This is a genomic window from Streptomyces sp. CA-243310 (assembly GCF_050936775.1).
Classification (GTDB): domain Bacteria; phylum Actinomycetota; class Actinomycetes; order Streptomycetales; family Streptomycetaceae; genus Streptomyces.
The window spans coordinates 2,900,627-2,921,874 of record NZ_JBNJMF010000002.1 but is presented as its reverse complement, the minus strand read 5'-3'; the positions used below and the strand labels follow the sequence as shown (position 1 = coordinate 2,921,874).

The window sequence follows — 21,248 nt, the reverse complement described above, 5'->3', positions numbered from 1 at the left end:
GGGTACGAGAAAGGGGCCGCAGGTTGCCCCGCGACCCCTTCTCGACACCACATCCGCACCGGACCCGGCGCCTCCTCAGCGCACTTCGACGAACGCGGAGGCCGACCGCGCCGGCCGCTCCGCCGCGGCCGCCGCGGCGTGGCCCACGGCCACCGCCCCCATCGGGTCCCAGTCCTCCGGGAGCGCCAGTACCTTGCGCACCACGTCCCGGCAGAACATCGTCGAGGACACCCACGCCGAGCCCAGCCGTTCCCCGGCCAGCGCGACCAGGAAGTTCTGGACGCCCGCGCCCATCGCGACCACGAACATCTCCCGCTCCGCCGCGTCCCGCCGCGCGTGCCCGTAGTCGTGCGCCCCGTCCATGACCAGGCACGGCACGACCAGGTACGGGGCGTTGCGGAGCACGTCGCCGCGCCGCACCCGTTTCGCGACGGACTCCTCGGACCTGCCGTCCCGCCGCAGGTCGTCGATCCAGGCGTCCCTCATCGCGTCCAGGAGTTCCAGCCGCGCGGCGGCGGACTCCAGCAGGACGAACCGCCACGGCGTCGTGTGGTGCGGGGCCGGGGCCGTCACGGCCGCCGCCACCGCCCGGCGGACCGCGCCCGGGTCCACCGCCTCGTCCGTGAAGGCCCGTACGGTGCGCCGCTGCGTCACGGCTTCGCGTACCGCCTCGGAGGTCCCCAGCCGGAACATGTCGTCGGCGGGCGGGCGCACCAGGTCGGCCGCCGAGTACCCCTCGCCCAGTACGTGCGACAGCCCGCGCACGAGGGCCACGGGAAGGCCCGAGGCCTTGCCCTTGACCAGGTCGCCGGCCGCGGCCAGTTCGTCCGCCGTGGCCACTATCGTCGCGCTCAGCGGGTTCCCGTGACCGTCCACGCCACCGCGCAGGTCGTCCAGCACCCGCACGCCGGCCGAGCCGATCGCCACGTCGGTCAGCCCGGAGCGCCAGGGCCGCCCGAAGGTGTCCGTCACGATCACGCCGACGTCCACCGAGAGCGCGGCCCGCAGCCCCTCGCGGATCGCGGACGCCGAGGCGTCCGGGTCCTCGGGGAGCAGCAGCACCGTGCCCGGGGCGGTGTTCGAGGCGTCCACGCCGGCCGCCGCCATCACCAGTCCGCGGCGGTCCTCGACGATCCGCAGGGTGCCCCGGCGGGCGACCACGCGCACGGTCTCCGCGTCGATGGCGTCCTCGCGGGAATCGGCCCGGACGATCCGGCCCTCCGCCTTGGACACGATCTTCGAGGTGACCAGCAGGACGTCCCCGTCGCGCAGCCCCGGTTCGGCCGCCGCGATCAGCGCGGCCAGGTCGTCGCCCGGGGCGACCTCGGGGATCCCGGGGACGGCCCGCACCTCGTAGGAGGGAACGGTCACCGGGAGGCCTCCGCCAGCTCCAACGCCGCCCGGGCCATCGCCGCGGTGGCGTCGAGGTCGGTCATCATCAGCGGCACCGCCCGGCAGGTGATGCCGGCGGCCTCGACCTCCGCGACGGACGCGGCGTCGGCGGTGTCCACCAGCCAGCCGTCGAGCAGGCCGGTGCCGTAGTGCAGGGCGACGGCCGCGGCGGTGGACTCGACGCCCACGGCGGCCAGCACCTTGTCGGCCATCCCGCGCACGGGGGCGCCCCCGACGATGGGGGAGAGGCCCACGACGGGGGCCGAGGCGGCGGCCACCGCCTCCCGGATGCCGGGCACGGCGAGGATGGTCCCGACGGAGACCACCGGGTTGGACGGCGGGAAGACGATGACGTCGGCGGCGGCGATGGCCTCCAGGACACCGGGCGCGGGTTTCGCCTGCTCGGCGCCCACGGGTACGACGGCCTCCGCGTCCACCGCGGCGCGCATCTTGACCCAGTACTCCTGGAAGTGGATGACGCGGCGTTCGCCGGAGCCGGGCTCGGTGATGGCGACGTGGGTCTCGACCCGGTCGTCGGACATGGGCAGCAGCCGGACCCCGGGCTGCCAGCGGTCACAGAGGGCCTCGGTGACGGCGCTGAGCGGGTAGCCCGCGCCGATCATCTGGGTACGGACGATGTGGGTCGCGAAGTCGCGGTCGCCGAGGCCGAACCAGGTGGGTCCGACCCCGTACGCCGCGAGTTCCTCCTTGACGGTGAAGGACTCGTCGGTGCGTCCCCAACCCTGGTCCTCGTTGATGCCACCGCCGAGGGTGTACATCACGGTGTCCAGGTCGGGGCACACCTTCAGCCCGAACAGGTGAATGTCGTCACCGGTGTTGCCGATGACCGTGATCTCCGCCTCGGGAACCGCCGACTTGAGTCCGCGGAGGAAACGGGCGCCGCCGATGCCGCCGGCCAGAACAACAATGCGCATGCGGACAGTCTGTCAGCCGCGGGCCGCCCGTCGAGGGGCGGTGGTCGGGTGACGGGCGGGACGGGTCGGGCGTCCGTCGATCAGACGGAGAGTGCCTCCGGCCTGGCCGGGGAGCAGCTGTGCATCGGCATCTCGGTGAGGCCGGGGAAGTAGACGTGCAGGCTGACCGCCCCGTCGAGGGAGTCGTTGACGACCTCGTGGGCGTAGCCGGGGGCGAAGACGCGCTGGGAGCCGGCGGGCAGGGTCAGCGGGCCGCGCGGGGCGTGCTCGGTGAGTTCGCCGTCCAGGACGGTCAGGACGCCGGAGGAGCCGCCGTGGTCGTGCCGGCCGCTGCCCTGTCCGGGGACCCAGCTGAGCAGCCACACCTCGTAGCCGGGGCCGGTGCGCAGTCGGTGGTACCAGCGGGTGGTGGCGTCGTACTGGACCAGGTGTTCCCACTCGGCGCGGTTCTCGGCGATGGAACGGGCGAGGCCCACGAACTCGGCGACGGTGGTCGGGTGCTCGCGCGCCGGCTGGAGGAGGTGCTGTACGGAGAGGATGTCGCCGGCGATCTGGAGGTCGCTCTCGACCATGGGCGTCGCGGCGGCGGGAACGGCGGGGGCCGCGGCGGTGGGGTGCGGGGCGGTGGTGCTGTTCATCGGGGGAGTCCTCGACGGATGTCAGTCGTGCTGGCGGTTGCTGTGGGGAGCCGGTGCTCAGGGGAGCCGTGGCTCCGGTGGCATCAACAGCTGCAACAGCAACAGCGAACCTGGGCAGCGCGCAGGAACCCACGAATGGGGGTCCGGGTGGCGGCTGCGGGCGCTGACATGCGTACAAGGAGAACCGGCGAGGGGTCGGACTGTCAACCCAATGTCTGGTTTGAGGCAAAAGTTTCACCTCATCCGGTTACTGCGTCCGGAGAAAGGTTTGTGCAGTAGGGGCCGGGGCATGTGCCGCCCCGAGAGTCGTGTCAATCGCAATTCAAACCAACCGACGCCACTCGTGACCTGACTGTGATCCGCGCCGCATCTCGGGACGGATCGCAACCGCGTCACGCGGTGTCACGTCGGCTACGGGTGAGGGCGGGGTGCCGTTTCGGGCGTCGCTTTCAGGCCAGTGGCATGTGTCACGATTTTTGGCGATATGAACACTTACTGCATACGCTTGGTTCCGCAGAGTGAATAAGGGGCCCAATAGCAGATCTCGGCTTGACTGCGCTGGAGCCCCCCACTTGTAATTTCACTCGTGTCGTTACGTAGCGATCAGTGACGGCAACACCACGGGGACGCACAGACAGAGCGAGGGGCGCACATGACCGAGCTGTTTCAGGAACTGCTGGTCGAGGAGGCGGACGAGGAGCTCGGATGGCAGGAGCGCGCACTCTGCGCCCAGACCGACCCCGAGTCCTTCTTTCCCGAGAAGGGCGGCTCCACCCGCGAAGCCAAGAAGGTCTGCCTCGCCTGCGAGGTCCGCTCCGAATGCCTTGAATACGCCCTCGCGAACGACGAACGCTTCGGCATCTGGGGCGGTTTGTCCGAGCGTGAGCGCCGTCGCCTGAAGAAGGCGGCGGTCTGAGGCGCACCGCGCGCCGGCTGCCCGGCGCCGACGGCACCACGCACCTCATATCCGCCGGCACACCGGCCGCCGACCCTCCCGAAGACCGGCCCGCAGTACGATCCACCCGCGGATCCGCCCCGTCCGGAACCGCGCGCCGAACCGCAGGACGAACAGAGCAAACGGTCCGCCTCCCGCACCTTCCCCGCAGGAGGCGGACCGCTGTGTTCCGAGCCGTTAGTGTGGGGCGCTGTCCAGCAGCCTCCGAGGGCACACCACCCCCGGACCCCCGGCCGGAGGGCCCGTACCGCGATGTCCCTGCACAGCAACTCGTCGGCCTCCCACCAGGGCGCCGCCACCCCCGAGTTCCCCCGGCACGTCGTCACCGCGGTCCTCGTCGCCCATGACGGCGCGCGTTGGCTCCCCCGCGCCCTCGCCGGACTCCTCGGCCAGGAACGCCCCGCGCAGAACCACGTCGCCGCCGACACCGGCAGCGCCGACGAATCCGCGCGACTGCTGACCGAGGCCCTCGGCGCCGACCGGGTCCTGCACCTGGCCCGCCGCACCGGATTCGGCACCGCCGTCGACGAGGCCGTCCGCAGCGCCGGCGTACCGACCCCCGACGACCTTCCCTACCTCAAGCGCCCCAGCGGCTGGGACCCCGTCAGCCGCACCTGGCGGGACGACGCGTACGACCTCCCCGAACTCCCCCACGGCGAACCGGTGCAGTGGCTCTGGCTGCTCCACGACGACTGCGCCCCCGAACCCGACGCCCTCGCCGAACTGCTGCGCGTCGCCGAGGAGAACCCCGACGCCGCCGTCATCGGCCCCAAACTGCGCGGCTGGTACGACAAGAAGCAGCTCCTCGAAGCCGGCGTCACCATCGCCCGCGGCGGTCGCCGCTGGACCGGACTCGACCGCCGCGAACAGGACCAGGGCCAGCACGACCAGATCCGCCCCGTCCTGTCCGTCTCCACCGCGGGCATGCTCGTACGCCGAGACGTCTACGACGCCCTCGGCGGCTTCGACCGCAGGCTCCCGCTCATGCGCGACGACGTCGACCTGTGCTGGCGCGTGCAGAGCGCCGGCCACACCGTCCTCGTCGCCCCCGACGCCGTCATGCGGCACGCCGAGGCCGCCGCCCGCGAACGCCGCACCGTCGACTGCGCCGGCCGCTCCGCCGTCGGGGCCCACCGCGTCGACAAGGCCGGCGCCGTCTACACCGTGCTCACCAACAGCTCCGGCCGCGCCCTGCCGTACGTCCTGCTGCGGCTGCTCGTCGGCACCCTGCTGCGCACCCTCGGCTACCTCGTCGGCAAGGCCCCCGGCCAAGCCGTCGACGAGTTCACCGGACTCCTCGCCACCCTGCTCCGCCCCGGCCGGATCCTCGCCGCCCGCAAGGCCCGCCGCGGCGCCGTCGTCCCCGCCAAGGAACTGCGCCCGCTCTTCCCGCCGCCCGGCGCCACCCTGCGCGCCAACGTCGAACAACTCGCCGGGTACTTCGGCGCCGACCGCGACAGCGACTCCGCCGGCGTCAGCAGACACGGCGGAGCCATCGAATCCGGCCCCGGCGGCGACGACGCCGACTACCTGGAGATCGAACAGTTCGCCCGGCTCAAGCGGGTCGCCCGCAACCCGGCCCCCGTCCTCTTCGCCCTGCTCCTGCTCGTCTCCCTCGTCGCCTGCCGCTCCCTGCTCTTCGGCGGCTCCCTCATGGGCGGCGCCCTGCTCCCCGCCCCCGACCGGGGCCTCGACCTCTGGCGCGCCTACACCACCGACTGGCAGCCCGTCGGCCTCGGCACCACCACCGGGGCCCCGCCCTACCTCGCCGTGCTCGGCGCCGTCGCCGGCCTGCTGTTCGGCTCCACCCAGGCCGCCCTGACCCTGCTGCTCGTCTGCTCGGTCCCGCTCGCCGGCCTCACCGCCTACTTCGCGTCCCGGCCGCTCGTCACATCCCGGCTCCTGCGCGCCTGGGCCGCCGTCGCCTACGCCTTCCTCCCCGCCGTCACCGGCGCCCTGGCCGGCGGCCTCCTCGGCACCGCCGTCCTCGCCGTCCTGCTCCCGCTCATCGCCCGCGCCGCCGTCGCCGCCTTCGGCCTGGGCGGACCCGAGGCCGAAGGCAACCGGCGGGCGCTGTGGACGTACACCCTGCTGCTGACTCTGGCCACCGCCTTCACCCCCGTCGTGTGGCCGCTCGCCCTCGTCCTCGGCACCGCCGCGCTCATCACCCGCCGCGCGCGCTGGAAGACGTACGGCCCCCGCCTCCTCGCCAACCTCGGCGTACCCCTCCTCGTGCTCGCCCCCTGGTCCCTGGGCCTGCTCACCCACCCGACCCGCTTCCTGCGCGAGGCCGGACTGCCCTACGGGGCCCGCGCCGGCGCCCTCGACCTGCTCGGCATCAGCCCCGGCGGGCCCGGCGCCGGCGGCGGGCTGCTCCTGATCGGCGTCCTGCTCGCCGCGCTCGCCGCCCTGCTGCGCGCCGACCGCCGCTTCGCCGTCCGCCTCGCCTGGGCCACGGCCCTGACCGGGCTGCTCCTCGCGGTCCTCCTCAACCGCGACACCTGGGCCGGCCCCGCCACCCTCGTCTACGGCATCGGGCTCCTCGCGGCCGCCCTGCTCGGCGCCGACGGCGCCAAACACCGGGTCGCCGCCAGCAGCTTCGGCTGGCGCCAACCGCTCGCCGCGCTCATCGGACTCGCCGCGGCCGTCGGCCCGCCGCTCGCCGCCGCCGGCTGGATGTTCTCCGGCGCCGAGGGCCCGCTGACCCGCCGCGACCCCGCCCAGGTCCCGGCCGCCGCCGCCTACCTCAGCGGCGACACCAACCAGACCCGCACCCTCGTCCTCACCGGCGACTCGCCCGCCACCGTCTCCTACAGCCTGGTCCGCGGCTCCGGCGCCCGCCTCGGCGACGCCGAACTCCTCGCCGGCGCCGGCTCCGAACCCCGCCTCGCCAAGGTCGTCTCCAGCCTGGTCTCCGGCTCCGGCGCCGACCAGTCCGCCCAGCTCGACGACTTCGCCGTCCGCTACGTCGTCCTCCAACCCGGCGCGCCCGCCCACTTCCGCCAGGTACTCGACGCCACCCCGGGCCTCAAGGCCGTCCAGGACGACGACGTCGCCTCCTGGGAGGTCGAACGGGCCCCGGCCCGCGCCGTCATCGTCCCCGGCCGCCAGGGCCAGGCCCCCGTCGCCATCGAAGCCGGGCCCGTCGAGGTCCACACCACCATCCCGGCCGGCGAGGAGGGCCGCGTCCTGCGCATCGCCGACCGGGCCGACCCGGGCTGGCAGGCCACCGTCGACGGCAAGCCGCTCAAGGCCAAGACGGTCGACGGCTGGGCCCAGGGCTTCGAACTGCCCGCCGGCGAAGGCCGCCTGGACCTCGTCCACGAGGACGCCGCCGGCCGCGACGCCTGGCACTGGGCCCAGGGCCTGCTCGCGCTGGTCCTGCTCGTGATGGCCCTGCCGGGCCGCCCCGCCCGGCTCGACGACGACCTCCCCGAGGAGGACGCCGCCATCCCCGCCCAGGCCGACGCCGCCGGGGAAGGCCGACGCGCCCGCCGCCTGCGCGCGGAGGCCGAGGCCGAACAGCGACCCACGACCCCCACGGCCGCCGTCGCCGACCCGTACGCGCAGATCCCCGCGCAACAGGCCTACGGCGAGGAGCAGTACGCGTACCAGGACTACCCGTACGAGCAGCAGCAGGCCCCGCAGGAGCCCTCGTCGCAGCAGTACGCCGAGCCGTACCCGTACCCGCCCCAGGACCCCTACCCGCAACAACAGCAGTACCCGTACCAGTACGAGCCGTACGAGAACACCTACGGACAGCACGAACCGCGTCCGGACGGGAGCCCCCAGCAGTGAAGCAGCGCGCACCCCTGACGCTCGCGGCGGTGGCCGCCGCGCTGGCCGCCGTCACCGGCATCGCCTCGCTCACCGCGCCCGCCGCCCCCGCCGCCGAGGGCGCCGCGGGCGCCTCCCGGATGCCCGTGGAACGGTCCGTGCTGACGTGCCCGGCACCCAGCACCTCGGACATCGCGGAGACCACCTACACCTCGATCACCCCCGGCAAGCCGGGCGCCCCCGGCACGGCCCGCCTCCTCACCAGGGACGGCAAGCCCGTCGTACAGCCCAAGGAGCCGGGCAAGCCCGCCGGAGCCGCCGCCTCGGGCGCCGAGGCACCCCCGCTGACCGGCTTCGCCGACGGGGCCATGGCCCCCGGCTGGACCGCCCAACAGACCACCAAGGTCGCGGTGGGCCAGTCCCGAGGCCTCCTCGGCGTCGCCTGCACCCCGCCCGGCACCGACTTCTGGTTCCCCGCCCTCAGCAGCGCCAAGGGCCGCCTCGACTCCATCCACCTGACCAACCCCGACGACACCGAGGCCACCGTCCAGGTGAAGCTGTACGGACCGGACGGCCTGCTCAAGGACAAGCCCGGCAGCCCCGAACGGCTCCCCTACAAGGTCGACCCCCGCGCCAGCGCCAAGGTGATGCTGTCCGACTTCCTCCCGGGCACCCAGCTCACCGACCTCACCGCCCGCGTCACCGTCGTCACCGGCCGGGTCGGCGCCACCGCCCAGATCGCCGAGGAGGGAGTCGGCGTCGACTGGCTGCCGGCGTCCACCGGACCCGCGGGCAGCCTCGTCCTGCCGGGCATCCCGGCGGACGCCACCTCCGTCCGGCTCGTCGCCTTCGCCCCCGGCGAGGACGACGCCGACCTCAACCTCCGACTGGCCGGCCCCGGCGGCTCCATCAGCCCGGCCGGCAACGAACAACTGCACGTCAAGGCCGGCATGACGGCGAGCGTGGACCTCAAGGACGTCACCCGCGGCGAGGTGGGCTCCCTCCACCTGACCCCCGCGGACCCGAAGAAGGCCACCCCGATCGTCGCGGCCGTCCGCGTGGTCCGCGGCACCGGGGCCAAGCAGGAGCTGGGCTTCCTCCCGGCGACCGCCCCCGTGGGCGCACGGGCCACCGTCGCGGACAACCGGCTCGACGACAAGGCGACCCTGCTCGCCCTCACCGCCGCGGGCAGCGGTGACGCGAAGGTCCGCGTCACCGCCTCCCCGGGCACCGACGGCGGCGAACCCACCGTCAAGGAAGTCACCGTCAAGGCGGGAACCACCCTGGCCGTTTCCCCGCCGCCGACCCCCACCGGCGCGAAAGGCGCCTACGCCCTGACGCTGGAAACCCTGTCCGGGGGCCCCGTGTACGCCTCCCGCACGCTGACCCTGCCGCAGGACGGCATCCCCATGTTCACCATCCAGCCCTTCGGCGACGACCTCTCCACGGTCTCGGTCCCCAAGGCCGTCGAGGACCTCTCGATCCTCACCAGGTGAACCGCCGCGGGGCTCCGCCGGCACCCGGCGGAGCCCCGCGGCGCACGCGCCGGCGAAGCCGTCAGTCCTGCTGCCCGTAGCGCGGATCCACGATCTCCGGCGAGAGCCCCAACAGCTCCGCCACCTGCTCCACCACGATCTCGTGCACCAGCACGGCCTTCTCGTCGCGCCCCTTCGCCCGGATCTCCACCGGCCGCCGGAACACCACGATCCGGGCCGGTCGCCCGTCCCGGGCCTCCACCAGCCCGCCGAGCGGCACCGCCTCGTCGTTCCAACCACCGTCCGCGCCACCCGGCGGCCCCGGCACGTCCGCGACCACGAACTCCACCTCGGCGAGCTGCGTCCAGCGCCGCTCCAACCGCTCCACGGAATCCCGTACGAGATCGCCGAACAGCTCCGCCCGGCTCGCCGACAGCGGCACCTGAGGTGGCGCCACCGGCCCGCGCATCCCCCGCCCGTGGCGGTCGCGCCGCCGGGGCCTCGGCTCGTGGGGGGTCCCTTCGGGACTCGTGGGAATCGGGGGCTTCAGCGGGCTGTCCGTCACCCTCGCAGGGTAGCCGTCACCCTGCCCCCCGGCAGGGCCTCCCGACGGCCGCGGCCCCATGTCGCACCGCGAGCAATCCGGCCGGGGCCGGGGCCCGTTCAGGGCGACACGGGGACGTACCCGGTGGGGGAGTCGTCGCGGCCCGGTCAAGAGTGCGGTACCGTCCAACGTCGTGAGCCTTGTACGTCGCTGTTCGCGCACCGCGTGCGGCCGCCCTGCCGTCGCCACACTGACGTACGTCTACGCCGACTCGACCGCAGTTCTCGGCCCGCTCGCCACCTATGCCGAACCCCACTGTTACGACCTGTGCGCCGAGCACTCCGAACGCCTGACCGCCCCCCGGGGCTGGGACGTGGTGCGCCTGACCGACGGTTCGGCCCCCTCCCGCCCCAGCGGCGACGACCTCGAAGCCCTGGCCAACGCCGTGCGCGAGGCGGGCCGCCCGCACGACCGCGCCGCCCAGGCGGGCGGCCCCGGACCCGGCGCCCCCACCCCCGGCGAGACCCGGCGAGGACACCTGCGCGTCCTGCGCTCGCCCGACTCCTGACCCCGCCGCTCCCCCCTCGGCTCGTCCGAAGGAGCGATCCGGGCACAGGGTAGGTTTGCCCCACCGCACGGATCCTTCAGGGGGGCAGGCAGTGGCCGCAGATCTTTCGAACATCGTCAAGGCGTACGACGTGCGCGGCGTCGTGCCCGACGAGTGGGACGAGTCGCTGGCCGAACTGTTCGGCGCCGCCTTCGTCGAGGTCACCGGCGCCACCGCCATCGTGGTCGGCCACGACATGCGCCCCTCCTCGCCCGGCCTCTCCGGCGCCTTCGCCCGCGGCGCGGCCGCCCGCGGCGTGGACGTCACCCTGATCGGACTGTGCTCCACCGACCAGCTGTACTACGCCTCCGGCACGCTGGACCTGCCCGGCGCGATGTTCACCGCCTCGCACAACCCGGCCCGGTACAACGGCATCAAGCTCTGCCGCGCCGGCGCCGCCCCCGTGGGCCAGGACACCGGCCTCGCCACCATCCGCGAACTCGCCGAGAAGTGGACCGACGAAGGCGCCCCCGCCGTCCCCGCCGGCACCGTCCCCGGCACCATCACCGAGCAGGACACCCTCACCGGGTACGCCGACCACCTCAAGGCCCTGGTCGACCTCACGGCCGTCCGCCCCCTCAAGGTCGTCGTCGACGCGGGCAACGGCATGGGCGGACACACCGTCCCCACCGTCTTCGAGGGCCTCCCGCTGGACCTCGTCCCCATGTACTTCGAACTCGACGGGACCTTCCCCAACCACGAGGCGAACCCCCTCGACCCGAAGAACCTCGTCGACCTCCAGGCCCGCGTGCTCGCCGAGGGCGCCGACCTCGGACTCGCCTTCGACGGCGACGCCGACCGCTGCTTCGTCGTCGACGAGCGCGGCCAGGGCGTCTCCCCCTCCGCCGTCACCGCCCTCGTCGCCGCCCGCGAACTGGCCCGCAACGGCGGCGCCGGCGTCGTCATCCACAACCTGATCACCTCCTGGTCCGTCCCCGAGGTCGTCAAGGAACACGGCGGCACCCCCGTCCGCACCCGCGTCGGACACTCCTTCATCAAGCAGGAGATGGCCACCTCGGGCGCCATCTTCGGCGGCGAGCACTCCGCGCACTACTACTTCAAGGACTTCTGGAACGCGGACACCGGCATGCTCGCCGCGCTCCACGTCCTCGCGGCCCTCGGCGGCCAGCCCGGCACCCTCTCCGACCTGGTCTCCTCCTACGACCGCTACGCCGGCTCCGGCGAGATCAACTCGACCGTCGCCGACCAGGCCGGCCGCACCGCCCTCGTCCGCAAGACCTACGGCTCCCGGGACGACGTCACCATCGACGAACTCGACGGCCTGACCGTGACCACCGCCGACTGGTGGTTCAACCTGCGCCCGTCCAACACGGAACCGCTGCTGCGCCTGAACGTCGAGGCCCGCGACACCGCGACCCTCGAAAAGATCCGCGACGAGGTCCTCGCGCTCGTCCGCGCGTAGGCACCGGACCACAAGCGCCTCGCAGTACCGGGCCGGGCCGCGTCACACGCGGCCCGGCGGTACGCTGACCTCGCCCAATCCGCATGTTCGAAGGGAAGCGCCCCATGCCGCTCGAAGCCGGCCTCCTGCAGATCCTCGCCTGTCCCGCCTGCCACTCGCCCCTCGACGACAGGTCGGCCGACGAGAACACCCCCGAGCTGATCTGCACCGGCCAGGACTGCGGCCTCGCGTACCCGGTCCGTGACGGCATTCCGGTCCTCCTCGTGGACGAGGCCCGCCGCCCCGCCTGACCCGCCCGCGCAGACGCTGAGACCGGTTCCGTCCCCCGGGGCCCCCGCCCCCGGGTCCGTCCACACACGGCCGGAGGCCGCCATGCTCGACGAGTCACTCCTCGACGACCCGGACGCCCTGGTCCGAGCCGACCGCCGGGGCCTGTTGCGCGGCGCCGCCGACGCCGGAGCCAGGGTCCGCACCGCCGCCCGGCACGCCGCCGAGGCCGGCCTGGCCGACCTGCGGCCCGACGGCCGCCCCCGCGCCGTGCTCATCGCGGGCTCCGGCACCGCCGCAACCGGCGTCGCCGACCTGCTCGGAGCCCTCGCCGGCGCGTCCGCGCCCGTCGTCCGCCTGGACCCCACCGGCGTCGCCCACGCCTCCGGCGCCCTGCGCTGGGCGCTGCCCGGCTGGGCCGGACCGGTCGACCTGCTGCTCATCGCCACCACCGACGGAACCGAGCCCGGGCTGGGCCTCCTCGCCGAGCAGGCCTACCGCCGCGGCTGCACCGTCGTCGCCGTCGCCCCCGAACGCTCCCCGCTGACCGAGTCCGTCGACGGCGCCCACGGAGTGCTCGTACCGATGGCCGGCGCCCCGTACCAGGAGTACGACGAATCCGCCGCGGCCGGCCCCGGCGCCCTGTGGGCCCTGCTCACCCCGCTGCTCGTCCTCCTCGACAAGGTCGGACTCGTCACCGCGGCCCCCGCCACCCTCCAGCTCGTCGCCGACCGGCTCGACCGCACCGCGGAGCGCTGCGGACCGGCCATCGTCACCTACTCCAACCCGGCCAAGACCCTCGCCTCCGAACTCGCCGAATCCCTCCCGCTCGTCTGGAGCGAAGGCCTCGGAGCCGGCCCGGCCGGACGCCGGTTCGCCGCGACCCTCGCCGAACTCGCCGGCAGGCCCGCCCTCGCCGCCGAACTCCCCGAGGCGCTGCCCGCACACGGCCTGCTCCTCGCCGGGGCCTTCGCCGCCGGCGCCGACCCCGACGACTTCTTCCGCGACCGCGTCGACGAACCCCAGGCCCTGCGCGCCCGCGTCGTCCTGCTGCGCGACCGACCCACCGGCGGCCTCAGCGCCGCACCCGCCGCCCGCGAGCTCGCCCTCGGCCACGACACGGCCATCAGCGAACTCGAACCGGAGGAGGGAACCGAGTTGGAACAGCTCGCCGAACTCCTCGCCATCACCGACTTCGCCACCGCCTACCTGGCGTTGGCGTCAGGGGGACACCGCTGAGGCACACCCGTGCCCGCCCGCCCAGCCCCCATCAAGACCCAGGAAGACGACGATGGACCGTCTGACGAACACCATCCGCCCCTACGCCTGGGGATCGACCACCGCGATCCCCGCCCTCCTGGGGGTCGAGCCCACCGGTGAACCCCAGGCCGAGATGTGGATGGGCGCCCACCCCGGCGCCCCGTCCCGCCTCGATCGCGGAGCCGGCGAGGTCAGCCTCTCGGACGTCATCGCCGCCGACCCCGAGCGCGAGCTGGGCGCCGCCACCGTCGCCAGGTTCGGCCCCCGACTCCCCTTCCTGCTCAAACTCCTCGCCGCCGGGGCCCCGCTCTCCCTCCAGGTCCACCCCGACCTGGAACAGGCCAGGGCCGGCTTCGCGGACGAGGAACGCCGGGGCGTCCCGATCGACGCGGGCCACCGCAACTACAAGGACGCCAACCACAAGCCCGAGATGATCTGCGCCCTCACCCCCTTCGAAGGCCTGTGCGGCTTCCGCGCCCCGCTGGAGACCGCGGAACTCCTCGCCGGCCTGGGGGTCGACTCCCTCAAGCCGTACGTCGACCTGCTGCACGCCCACCCCGAAGAGGCCGCGCTGCGCGAGGTCCTCACCGCCGTCCTCACCGCCGACCGCACGGAGATGGCCCGCACCGTCACCGAGGCCGCCACCGCCGCCGCGCGCCTCGGCGGCCCCTACGCCCCGTACGCGGCACTCGTCCACGACTACCCGGGGGACCCCGGCGTCATCGCGGCCATGCTGCTCAACCACGTACGACTGCAACCCGGCGAGGCCATGTTCCTCGGCGCCGGCGTCCCGCACGCCTACATCGACGGACTCGGCGTCGAGCTGCTCGCCAACTCCGACAACGTGCTGCGCGCGGGCCTCACCCCCAAGCACGTCGACGTGCCCGAGCTGCTGAAGATCGTCGACTTCGCGTCCGGCGACCCCGCGGTGCAGCGCCCCGAAGGCGGCGCCGAGGAGGTCTACGAGACCCCCATCGACGAGTTCCGGCTCTCCCGCTTCCTCCTCGCCCCCGGCGGCGCCCCGCAGCTCCTCCCCGACCGCACCCCGCAGATCCTGCTCTGCACCGCCGGCGCCCCGCAGGCCGGCGAACTGACCCTGGCCCCCGGCCAGTCCGCCTTCGTCCCCGCGGGCGAGAGGGCCGAACTGTCCGGGAGCGGGACCGTCTTCCGCGCCACCGTCGTGGTCTGACGTACGGTCCCTACCGGCGGCTGCGACAATATGCGGCCGTAGCGCGGCGCCCCGGCCCAGGGGCGCCACATCGAGGAAGGGACACCCAGCACCCATGAGCGCGTCGGGCGGTACCAAGGCGATCGTGGCGGCACTCGCCGCCAACCTCGCCATCGCTGTAGCCAAGTTCGTGGCCTATGTCTTCAGCGGCTCGTCGTCGATGCTCGCGGAGAGCGTGCACTCGCTCGCGGACTCCGGCAACCAGGGGCTGCTGCTCCTCGGCGGCAAGAAGGCCAAGCGCGAGGCCACGCCGCAGCACCCCTTCGGGTACGGGCGCGAGCGCTACATCTACGCCTTCCTGGTGTCCATCGTGCTGTTCACCGTCGGTGGCATGTTCGCCATCTACGAGGGCATCGAGAAGATCAACCACCCGCACCCGATCGAGCAGTGGTACTGGCCGATCGGCGTCCTCGTCTTCGCGATCATCGCGGAGTCCTTCTCCTTCCGCACCGCCATCAAGGAGTCGAACGAGATCCGCGGCTCGCTCACCTGGGGCCAGTTCATCAAGCGCGCCAAGGCCCCCGAGCTGCCCGTCGTCCTCCTCGAAGACTTCGGCGCGCTCATCGGTCTGGTCCTCGCCCTCGGCGGCGTCGGTCTGGCCCTGGCCACCGGCGACGGCGTGTGGGACGGCATCGGCACCCTCTGCATCGGCGTCCTGCTGATCGTCATCGCCATCGTGCTCGCCGCCGAGACCAAGTCGCTGCTGCTGGGCGAGGCCGCCGGCACCGAGGACGTCGACAAGATCACGGCCGCCCTGGTCGACGGCGACGTGGTCACCGGCGTCATCCACATGCGCACCCTGCACCTCGGCCCCGAGGAGCTGCTCGTCGCCGCGAAGATCGCCGTCCGACACGACGACACCGCGACCGAGGTGGCCAACGCCATCAACGAGGCCGAGGCCCGCATCCGCGCCGCGGTCCCGATCGCCCGGGTGATCTACCTGGAGCCGGACATCTACAACGCCGAGGCCGCGGCGGCCGGGGCCAACCCCGCGGCCACCCCCGGCGGCGATCCCGCCCACTGACGCACCCGAGAACGCACGAAGGCCCCCGCCGCCCAACGGCCGCGGGGGCCTTCGCCCGTCCCGCCCCGGCTACGCGATCTCGCGCAGCACCGCGAGGACGGCCGGCCCGTCCGGTGCACCCTGCAGTCGGTCCCGGAAGTCGACGTCCATCAGCTTGCGCGACAACAGGGCCAGGATCCGCAGGTGTTCGTCACCGGCCGCCGCCTCCGGCACCGAGATCATGAAGACCAGGCGGGCCTTCGTCCCGTCCGGCGAACCCCACTCGACGCCCTCGTCGGACCGGGCGAAGCCCACCGTCGGCCGGGATACCGCGTCCGTCTTGGCGTGCGGGATCGCGATCGACTCGCCGAGCCCCGTCGTCCCCCGCGCCTCCCGGGCGAGCGCGACCCGTACCAACTCCTCCACGTCACGGACGTTGCCGGTGGCCGCGAGCATCTCCGCCATCTCCCGGATCGCCGCCTCCTTGGTTTCCGCGACCAGCTCCGTCTTCACGGTCCGCGCGGTCACATACCCGGAGAGCACCTCCGTCCCACCGTCGTCCGCACCGTCGTCCGCGCCGGCAGAAGCCCCCGCCACGACCGTCGCGTTCGCCTCCGCGGCAGCGGTCCCGGCATCGCCGGTCCGAGGGGCCGGGACCGCCCCCTCGACCGCGCCCGCCGCACCCGCGCCCACCCCGACGAGCACCGGCTCGGGCACCGGCCCCGGCACGGGCCGGGCGACGGAACGACTCCGCCGCTCCTTGAGCCCGATCAGCGCGTTGGTCGTCAGCGCGGTGACCACGACACCCGCCGCGATGGCGACGAAGAACATCGCGAGCCCGCTCACCGCGCCGAACAGCGCGACGATCGGCCCGCCGTGCGGCACCGAGTTCTCGACCCCGGCCATCCCCGCGACGGCGCCGGCCACCGCGCCACCGAGCATGTTCGCCGGGATCACCTGCGCCGGGCGCGCGGCGGCGAACGGGATGGCCCCCTCGGATATGCCGAAGAAGCCCATGAAGAGGGCGGCGATGCCCGTCTCCCGCTCCTGATCGCCGTAGAGCCTGCGCCGCAGCAGCGTGGCCAGGCCCTGACCGAGCGGCATGACCGGGATGGCGGCGGCGGCCATGCCCATCACGGCGTTGTTCGTGCCGATGAGACCCACGGCGACGAGGAAGGCCGTCTTGTTGACCGGACCGCCCATGTCGAAGGCGATCATCAGGCCGATGAGGACGCCGAGAACGATCGCGCTGGAGCCGGTCATCCCGTTCAGCCAGTCGGTCAGGTGCGTGAACACCCAGGAGATCGGCCGCCCGATCACGTAGATGTAGAGCAGACCGAGGGCCAGCGTCGAGACGATCGGGATCACGATGATCGGCATGATCGGCCGGACGAACCTCGGGACCCTGACCTTCTTGATCCAGATCACCAGGTAGCCGGCGAGGAAGCCCGTCGCGATGGCGCCGAGGAACCCCGCGTTCGCCTCCGCCCCGTAGACGGTCGTGGCCTCCGCGGCCAGGAAACCGCCGAGCATGCCCGGGACCAGCGCAGGCCGGTCACCCAGCGCGTAGGCGATGTACCCGGAGAAGATCGGCAACATCAGCTTGAAACCGAGGCCGCCGAGGGCGTTCACGTAGAACCAGAACGACCCCTCGTCGAAGGTGATGCCCTTCGCGGACGAGTGGCCGCCGAGCGCGATCGAGACGGCGAGCAGCAGACCGCCCACCACCACGAAGGGGATCATGTGCGAGACGCCGTTCATCAGCGCCTTGTACGCGGCGCTGCGCTCGTTGTCGCCGCCCCCGGAGTTCTCCGACGACGTCGCCCCCGACTGCACCGGCGCGCTCCACACCCGCTCGATCAGCTCCTCGGGCCGGTGGATCCCGTCCGCCACCCCCGTCGACAGGACCCGCTTGCCCGCGAACCGCGTGCGATCCACCTCCTTGTCGGCGGCGATGATGACCCCGTCCGCCTCCCTGACATCGTTGTCATCGAGTACGTTCTCCGCCCCGATGGACCCCTGGGTCTCCACCTTGATGTCGATGCCGAGCCGCTCCGCGGCCTGCTGGAGCTTCTCCGCCGCCATGTAGGTGTGCGCGATCCCCGTGGGGCACGCGGTCACGGCGAGCAGCCTCGGGCGCCCGCCCCCGCTCGCGCCCCCGCCACCGGGAGGGCCTGCCGGACTGGTCACTGAGATCTCCTTCGTGCCGTAGGTCCTGCGGGATCGCACTCACGACCCGATCCCACCGCATCCTTCTACACGCGCGGGCCGACCAAAAGACCGAAAGGCCCTCGACCCCTCCGCCGGACGGCCCGAATCCGCCGGGCACTTCTTCTCCGGCCCGCTGGGGCTCACCGGGCCGGTCGGTGTAGATTCGTCATCAGTGTCAGGCGTCGCTGCTGATGGCGGTCGGGCGGTCCTCATGACCGGCCGAGGGGAGAGAGGGCCCTCGACGGACTGTGCTCGGTGCACGGGTCCGCCCATGCACGGCTCAGCCGTACCCACCCTCTCGAACCATGAGGAGCAGCACCCATGGACTTCAAGGTCGCAGACCTCTCCCTTGCCGCGTTCGGCCGCAAGGAGATCACCCTGGCCGAGCACGAGATGCCCGGCCTGATGTCGATCCGCGCCGAGTACGCCGAGGCCCAGCCGCTGGCCGGCGCCCGCGTCACCGGCTCCCTGCACATGACCGTGCAGACCGCCGTCCTCATCGAGACCCTCGTCGCCCTCGGCGCCGACGTCCGCTGGGCCTCCTGCAACATCTTCTCCACCCAGGACCACGCGGCCGCCGCCATCGCCGTCGGCCCGAACGGCACCCCGGAGAACCCGCAGGGCGTACCCGTCTTCGCCTGGAAGGGCGAGACGCTGGAGGAGTACTGGTGGTGCACGGAGCAGGCGCTGACCTGGCCGAACACCCCCACGGGCGGCCCGAACATGATCCTCGACGACGGTGGTGACGCCACCCTCCTCGTCCACAAGGGCGTCGAGTTCGAGAAGGCCGGCGCGGCCCCGGACCCGTCGACGGCGGACTCCGAGGAGTACGCCCACATCCTCACCCTCCTCAACCGCACCCTCGGCGAGGCCCCGCAGAAGTGGACGCAGCTCGCGTCCGAGATCCGCGGCGTGACCGAGGAGACCACCACCGGCGTCCACCGCCTGTACGAGATGATGGCCGAGGGCTCCCTGCTCTTCCCGGCGATCAACGTGAACGACGCCGTCACCAAGTCGAAGTTCGACAACAAGTACGGCTGCCGCCACTCCCTCATCGACGGCATCAACCGCGCCACCGACGTCCTCATCGGCGGCAAGGTCGCGGTCGTCTTCGGCTACGGCGACGTCGGCAAGGGCTGCGCCGAGTCGCTGCGCGGCCAGGGCGCCCGCGTCATCGTCACCGAGATCGACCCGATCTGCGCCCTCCAGGCGGCCATGGACGGCTACCAGGTCGCGACCCTGGACGACGTCGTGGAGACGGCCGACATCTTCATCACGACCACGGGCAACAAGGACATCATCATGGCCTCGGACATGGCCAAGATGAAGCACCAGGCCATCGTCGGCAACATCGGCCACTTCGACAACGAGATCGACATGGCCGGCCTGGCCAAGATCGACGGCATCGTCAAGGACGAGGTCAAGCCCCAGGTCCACACCTGGAAGTTCCCCGACGGCAAGGTCCTGATCGTCCTCTCCGAGGGCCGTCTGCTGAACCTCGGCAACGCGACCGGCCACCCCTCCTTCGTCATGTCGAACTCCTTCGCGGACCAGACCCTGGCCCAGATCGAGCTCTTCACGAAGCAGGCGGAGTACCCCACCGACGTCTACGTGCTCCCCAAGCACCTCGACGAGAAGGTGGCCCGCCTCCACCTCGACGCCCTCGGCGTCCGCCTCACCACCCTGCGCCCCGAGCAGGCCGCCTACATCGGCGTCAAGGTCGAAGGCCCGTACAAGGCCGACCACTACCGCTACTGATCCCCGACGGATCCGCGGCACGGCACCACAGGCAGGCCCCCGGCACCACGCCGGGGGCCTGCCCCCGTCCCCGCCCCAAGGCCCCCGACCACCCAGGCCCCTGCGGCCGTCCGAGAATTGGGACCCGATGCCCCGCGGCCGCTACTCGCTCCACGACCCGCACGACCACACGCCCCTCGGCGAGGAGCACTTCCACTGCGCGCCCGGCCCCTCCGGATGGCGCTACGTCGCCCAGCGCACCTCCCCGAACGGCGATCACGCCGGCTCGGTGGACCTGGCCGTCGACGAGATCGGCCGCCCCATCCGGCTGGAGGTCAACGCCTCCGGCTGGCAGGTCCGCGGCGCCGCCATCGACGGCGTCACCTGGGTCCGTACCGACCCCGCCGGCGCGGAGGCCACCGAGGGCAACGTCCGGGCGCCCGGATTCACCGGCACCTCACCGGCCTTCCTCGTCGCGACGACCCGCCTGCTGCGCCTGACCCCGGGCGATCCCGCCACCCGCGTGCGACTTCTGGCCCTCACCGACCCGGTCCTCGCCGCCCGCACGGTCGACCAGGCCTGGGAGCTCACCGGACGCGAGGAACACCCCACCGACAGCGGCCCGCTCGCCGTGGACGCGTACCGCGTCACGGCCCTGGACACCGGCGAGGTGCACACCGTGCACATCGCCGGCGACGTCGTCCTCTCCGCCCCCGGCATCGAACTCGAACACCTGGAGACCCCGCCCTCGACGTTCGAGGACCCCGCCCCGTAGCCCCTCGCGGTCACAACCTCACGCGGGCGGCGCGAACCCGGTCCCGCCGCGCGGCGGGACGACGGGGGAGCCCTGCGCCGGAGCGACCACCGCGGGGTGGACGGGCGGCGCGACCGGCGGCGCCGTCACCACCGGCGCCGGCACCGCGGGCATCGCGCCGTACGGCACGGGGGCCGGCGCGGCCTGCGCTCCGTAAGCGGCCGGCTGCGGAGCCGCCCCGAAAGCCCGTGCCGCGTCCCGCGACTGCCGCTCGTGCACCACCGCCATCAGGAACGCGGCGGCCGGCACCCCCGCCGGCGGCGGGGTCCCGGTACGCGCCACGACCTCGTCCGCGAGCTTCGCCGCCATCGCGGCGCCCGTGTGCGGGTCCAGCTGGTTCATACGCGTCAGGTACTGCCTGATCGTCAGCCACAGTCCGTCCGGTACGGCCGACAGGTCCAGTCCCGTGAACCGCCCCGCCAGCCACGGCGGCGGCGGAGGCACCGGCATGACCCGCGCTCCGGGCACCCGCTCCCGGACCACGAGCGTCCCCGCGAACACGTCACCGAGCCGTCGCCCCCGCGACGACACCAGCGAGGCGATGCACGCCACGCTCCCGAAGGTGATCAGCAACTCCACGACGCCCATCGCCCCGCGCACCAGCGCGTGCCGGAACCGGATGGGCCCGCCGTCCTCCCGCACCACACGCAGCCCCAGCGCCAACTTCCCGAGCGAGCGTCCGTGGGTGAGCGTCTCCACGGCGATCGGGACACCGACCAGCACCAGCAGGAACATGCCCACCGACACGGCGGCCTGGGCCGCGCCGTCCAGCGAGGCCGTCGCGAACACGACGCCGATCGAGACGAGCAGGTACCCGGCGCCGTAGACGAGCACGTCGAGACAGATCGCCAGCGCCCGGCTCGGCAGTCTCGCCGGCCTCAACCCCAGGACGACCGCGTCCCCCGTCACCAGATCGCTCACTGATGCGCACCCTTCATCCGCCCTGACCCGCCCCTGTTTCCCCCAGTCTGCCAAGCTGACC

At 73.2% G+C, this 21,248-nt stretch carries 17 protein-coding genes; 11 read left to right on the top strand and 6 right to left on the bottom strand.

Translation table 11 applies throughout. The features are described from left to right. Positions 1–75 precede the first annotated feature (75 nt). From ACQEVM_RS30745 to ACQEVM_RS30735, 3 genes are all read right to left on the bottom strand, one after another. Positions 76–1,371, bottom strand: a complete 1,296-nt coding sequence (locus ACQEVM_RS30745) for a coenzyme F420-0:L-glutamate ligase (RefSeq protein WP_433084373.1) — start codon at positions 1,369–1,371, stop codon at positions 76–78. Beyond that, positions 1,368–2,327, bottom strand: a complete 960-nt coding sequence (gene cofD / locus ACQEVM_RS30740; protein WP_266971230.1) for a 2-phospho-L-lactate transferase — start codon at positions 2,325–2,327, stop codon at positions 1,368–1,370. The genes ACQEVM_RS30745 and cofD overlap by 4 nt, the downstream gene beginning before the upstream one ends. Before the next feature lie 80 nt (positions 2,328–2,407). Then, positions 2,408–2,899 (bottom strand): cysteine dioxygenase, encoded by a 492-nt coding sequence (locus ACQEVM_RS30735; RefSeq protein ID WP_433085487.1) that lies wholly within the window; start codon positions 2,897–2,899, stop codon positions 2,408–2,410. Between the two features lie 718 nt (positions 2,900–3,617). Between ACQEVM_RS30735 and ACQEVM_RS30730 the strand changes: the two genes are divergently transcribed. The 3 genes from ACQEVM_RS30730 to ACQEVM_RS30720 all read left to right on the top strand — a co-directional run bounded on the left by ACQEVM_RS30730 (position 3,618) and on the right by ACQEVM_RS30720 (position 9,193). After that, positions 3,618–3,881 (top strand): WhiB family transcriptional regulator, encoded by a 264-nt coding sequence (locus ACQEVM_RS30730; RefSeq protein WP_003983763.1) that lies wholly within the window; start codon positions 3,618–3,620, stop codon positions 3,879–3,881. A gap of 291 nt (positions 3,882–4,172) precedes the next feature. Next, positions 4,173–7,718 carry a glycosyltransferase family 2 protein gene (locus ACQEVM_RS30725; protein WP_433084370.1) on the top strand — a complete coding sequence of 1,182 codons (3,546 nt, stop codon included), beginning with the start codon at positions 4,173–4,175 and terminating at the stop codon, positions 7,716–7,718. Then, positions 7,715–9,193 (top strand): DUF5719 family protein, encoded by a 1,479-nt coding sequence (locus ACQEVM_RS30720; RefSeq protein ID WP_433084368.1) that lies wholly within the window; start codon positions 7,715–7,717, stop codon positions 9,191–9,193. The genes ACQEVM_RS30725 and ACQEVM_RS30720 overlap by 4 nt, the downstream gene beginning before the upstream one ends. Before the next feature lie 61 nt (positions 9,194–9,254). Here ACQEVM_RS30720 and ACQEVM_RS30715 read toward each other — a convergent pair whose 3' ends face one another. Then, complete coding sequence (locus ACQEVM_RS30715; protein WP_433084366.1) at positions 9,255–9,797, bottom strand: metallopeptidase family protein; 543 nt, start codon at positions 9,795–9,797, stop codon at positions 9,255–9,257. Positions 9,798–9,909: 112 nt separating this feature from the next. Between ACQEVM_RS30715 and ACQEVM_RS30710 the strand changes: the two genes are divergently transcribed. The 6 genes from ACQEVM_RS30710 (at position 9,910) to ACQEVM_RS30685 (ending at position 15,525) form a co-directional block, all read left to right on the top strand. Continuing rightward, positions 9,910–10,284, top strand: coding sequence for a DUF3499 domain-containing protein (locus ACQEVM_RS30710; protein WP_433084364.1), 375 nt, complete (start codon positions 9,910–9,912; stop codon positions 10,282–10,284). Between the two features lie 91 nt (positions 10,285–10,375). Then, on the top strand, positions 10,376–11,746 hold the full coding sequence (locus tag ACQEVM_RS30705; RefSeq protein WP_433084362.1) for a phosphomannomutase/phosphoglucomutase: 1,371 nt from the start codon (positions 10,376–10,378) through the stop codon (positions 11,744–11,746). A gap of 104 nt (positions 11,747–11,850) precedes the next feature. Further along, the gene (locus ACQEVM_RS30700; protein ID WP_433084360.1) at positions 11,851–12,036 is read left to right on the top strand and encodes a Trm112 family protein; all 186 of its coding nucleotides are present in this window, start codon (positions 11,851–11,853) and stop codon (positions 12,034–12,036) included. Between the two features lie 82 nt (positions 12,037–12,118). Then, positions 12,119–13,252 (top strand): SIS domain-containing protein, encoded by a 1,134-nt coding sequence (locus ACQEVM_RS30695; protein ID WP_433084358.1) that lies wholly within the window; start codon positions 12,119–12,121, stop codon positions 13,250–13,252. Between the two features lie 52 nt (positions 13,253–13,304). Then, positions 13,305–14,462, top strand: a complete 1,158-nt coding sequence (gene manA / locus ACQEVM_RS30690) for a mannose-6-phosphate isomerase, class I (RefSeq protein WP_433084356.1) — start codon at positions 13,305–13,307, stop codon at positions 14,460–14,462. Between the two features lie 94 nt (positions 14,463–14,556). Further along, positions 14,557–15,525 (top strand): cation diffusion facilitator family transporter, encoded by a 969-nt coding sequence (locus ACQEVM_RS30685; RefSeq protein WP_433084354.1) that lies wholly within the window; start codon positions 14,557–14,559, stop codon positions 15,523–15,525. 69 nt (positions 15,526–15,594) lie between these two features. On the opposite strand, the gene ACQEVM_RS30680 is transcribed toward ACQEVM_RS30685, so the two are convergent. Continuing rightward, positions 15,595–17,694 carry a fructose-specific PTS transporter subunit EIIC gene (locus ACQEVM_RS30680; RefSeq protein WP_433084352.1) on the bottom strand — a complete coding sequence of 700 codons (2,100 nt, stop codon included), beginning with the start codon at positions 17,692–17,694 and terminating at the stop codon, positions 15,595–15,597. A 342-nt stretch (positions 17,695–18,036) separates the two neighbouring features. Here ACQEVM_RS30680 and ahcY point away from each other — a divergent pair, with 342 nt between their 5' ends. Beyond that, entirely contained in the window at positions 18,037–19,473 is a 1,437-nt protein-coding gene (gene ahcY, locus ACQEVM_RS30675) for an adenosylhomocysteinase (RefSeq protein ID WP_433084350.1), read from the top strand. A gap of 127 nt (positions 19,474–19,600) precedes the next feature. Further along, positions 19,601–20,227 carry a hypothetical protein gene (locus tag ACQEVM_RS30670; protein WP_433084348.1) on the top strand — a complete coding sequence of 209 codons (627 nt, stop codon included), beginning with the start codon at positions 19,601–19,603 and terminating at the stop codon, positions 20,225–20,227. An 18-nt stretch (positions 20,228–20,245) separates the two neighbouring features. On the opposite strand, the gene ACQEVM_RS30665 is transcribed toward ACQEVM_RS30670, so the two are convergent. Continuing rightward, the gene (locus ACQEVM_RS30665; RefSeq protein WP_433084346.1) at positions 20,246–21,187 is read right to left on the bottom strand and encodes an RDD family protein; all 942 of its coding nucleotides are present in this window, start codon (positions 21,185–21,187) and stop codon (positions 20,246–20,248) included. Positions 21,188–21,248 lie beyond the last annotated feature (61 nt).

What these genes read in the sequence shown, in the direction of transcription:
- cofD (WP_266971230.1), bottom strand. Translation starts at nt 2,327, where the DNA reads ATGCGCATTGTTGTTCTGGCCGGCGGCATCGGCGGCGCCCGTTTCCTC.
- ACQEVM_RS30735 (WP_433085487.1), bottom strand. Translation starts at nt 2,899, where the DNA reads ATGGTCGAGAGCGACCTCCAGATCGCCGGCGACATCCTCTCCGTACAG.
- ACQEVM_RS30730 (WP_003983763.1), top strand. Translation starts at nt 3,618, where the DNA reads ATGACCGAGCTGTTTCAGGAACTGCTGGTCGAGGAGGCGGACGAGGAG.
- ACQEVM_RS30725 (WP_433084370.1), top strand. Translation starts at nt 4,173, where the DNA reads ATGTCCCTGCACAGCAACTCGTCGGCCTCCCACCAGGGCGCCGCCACC.
- ACQEVM_RS30715 (WP_433084366.1), bottom strand. Translation starts at nt 9,797, where the DNA reads ATGGGGCCGCGGCCGTCGGGAGGCCCTGCCGGGGGGCAGGGTGACGGC.
- ACQEVM_RS30700 (WP_433084360.1), top strand. Translation starts at nt 11,851, where the DNA reads ATGCCGCTCGAAGCCGGCCTCCTGCAGATCCTCGCCTGTCCCGCCTGC.
- ACQEVM_RS30695 (WP_433084358.1), top strand. Translation starts at nt 12,119, where the DNA reads ATGCTCGACGAGTCACTCCTCGACGACCCGGACGCCCTGGTCCGAGCC.
- manA (WP_433084356.1), top strand. Translation starts at nt 13,305, where the DNA reads ATGGACCGTCTGACGAACACCATCCGCCCCTACGCCTGGGGATCGACC.
- ACQEVM_RS30685 (WP_433084354.1), top strand. Translation starts at nt 14,557, where the DNA reads ATGAGCGCGTCGGGCGGTACCAAGGCGATCGTGGCGGCACTCGCCGCC.
- ahcY (WP_433084350.1), top strand. Translation starts at nt 18,037, where the DNA reads ATGGACTTCAAGGTCGCAGACCTCTCCCTTGCCGCGTTCGGCCGCAAG.
- ACQEVM_RS30670 (WP_433084348.1), top strand. Translation starts at nt 19,601, where the DNA reads ATGCCCCGCGGCCGCTACTCGCTCCACGACCCGCACGACCACACGCCC.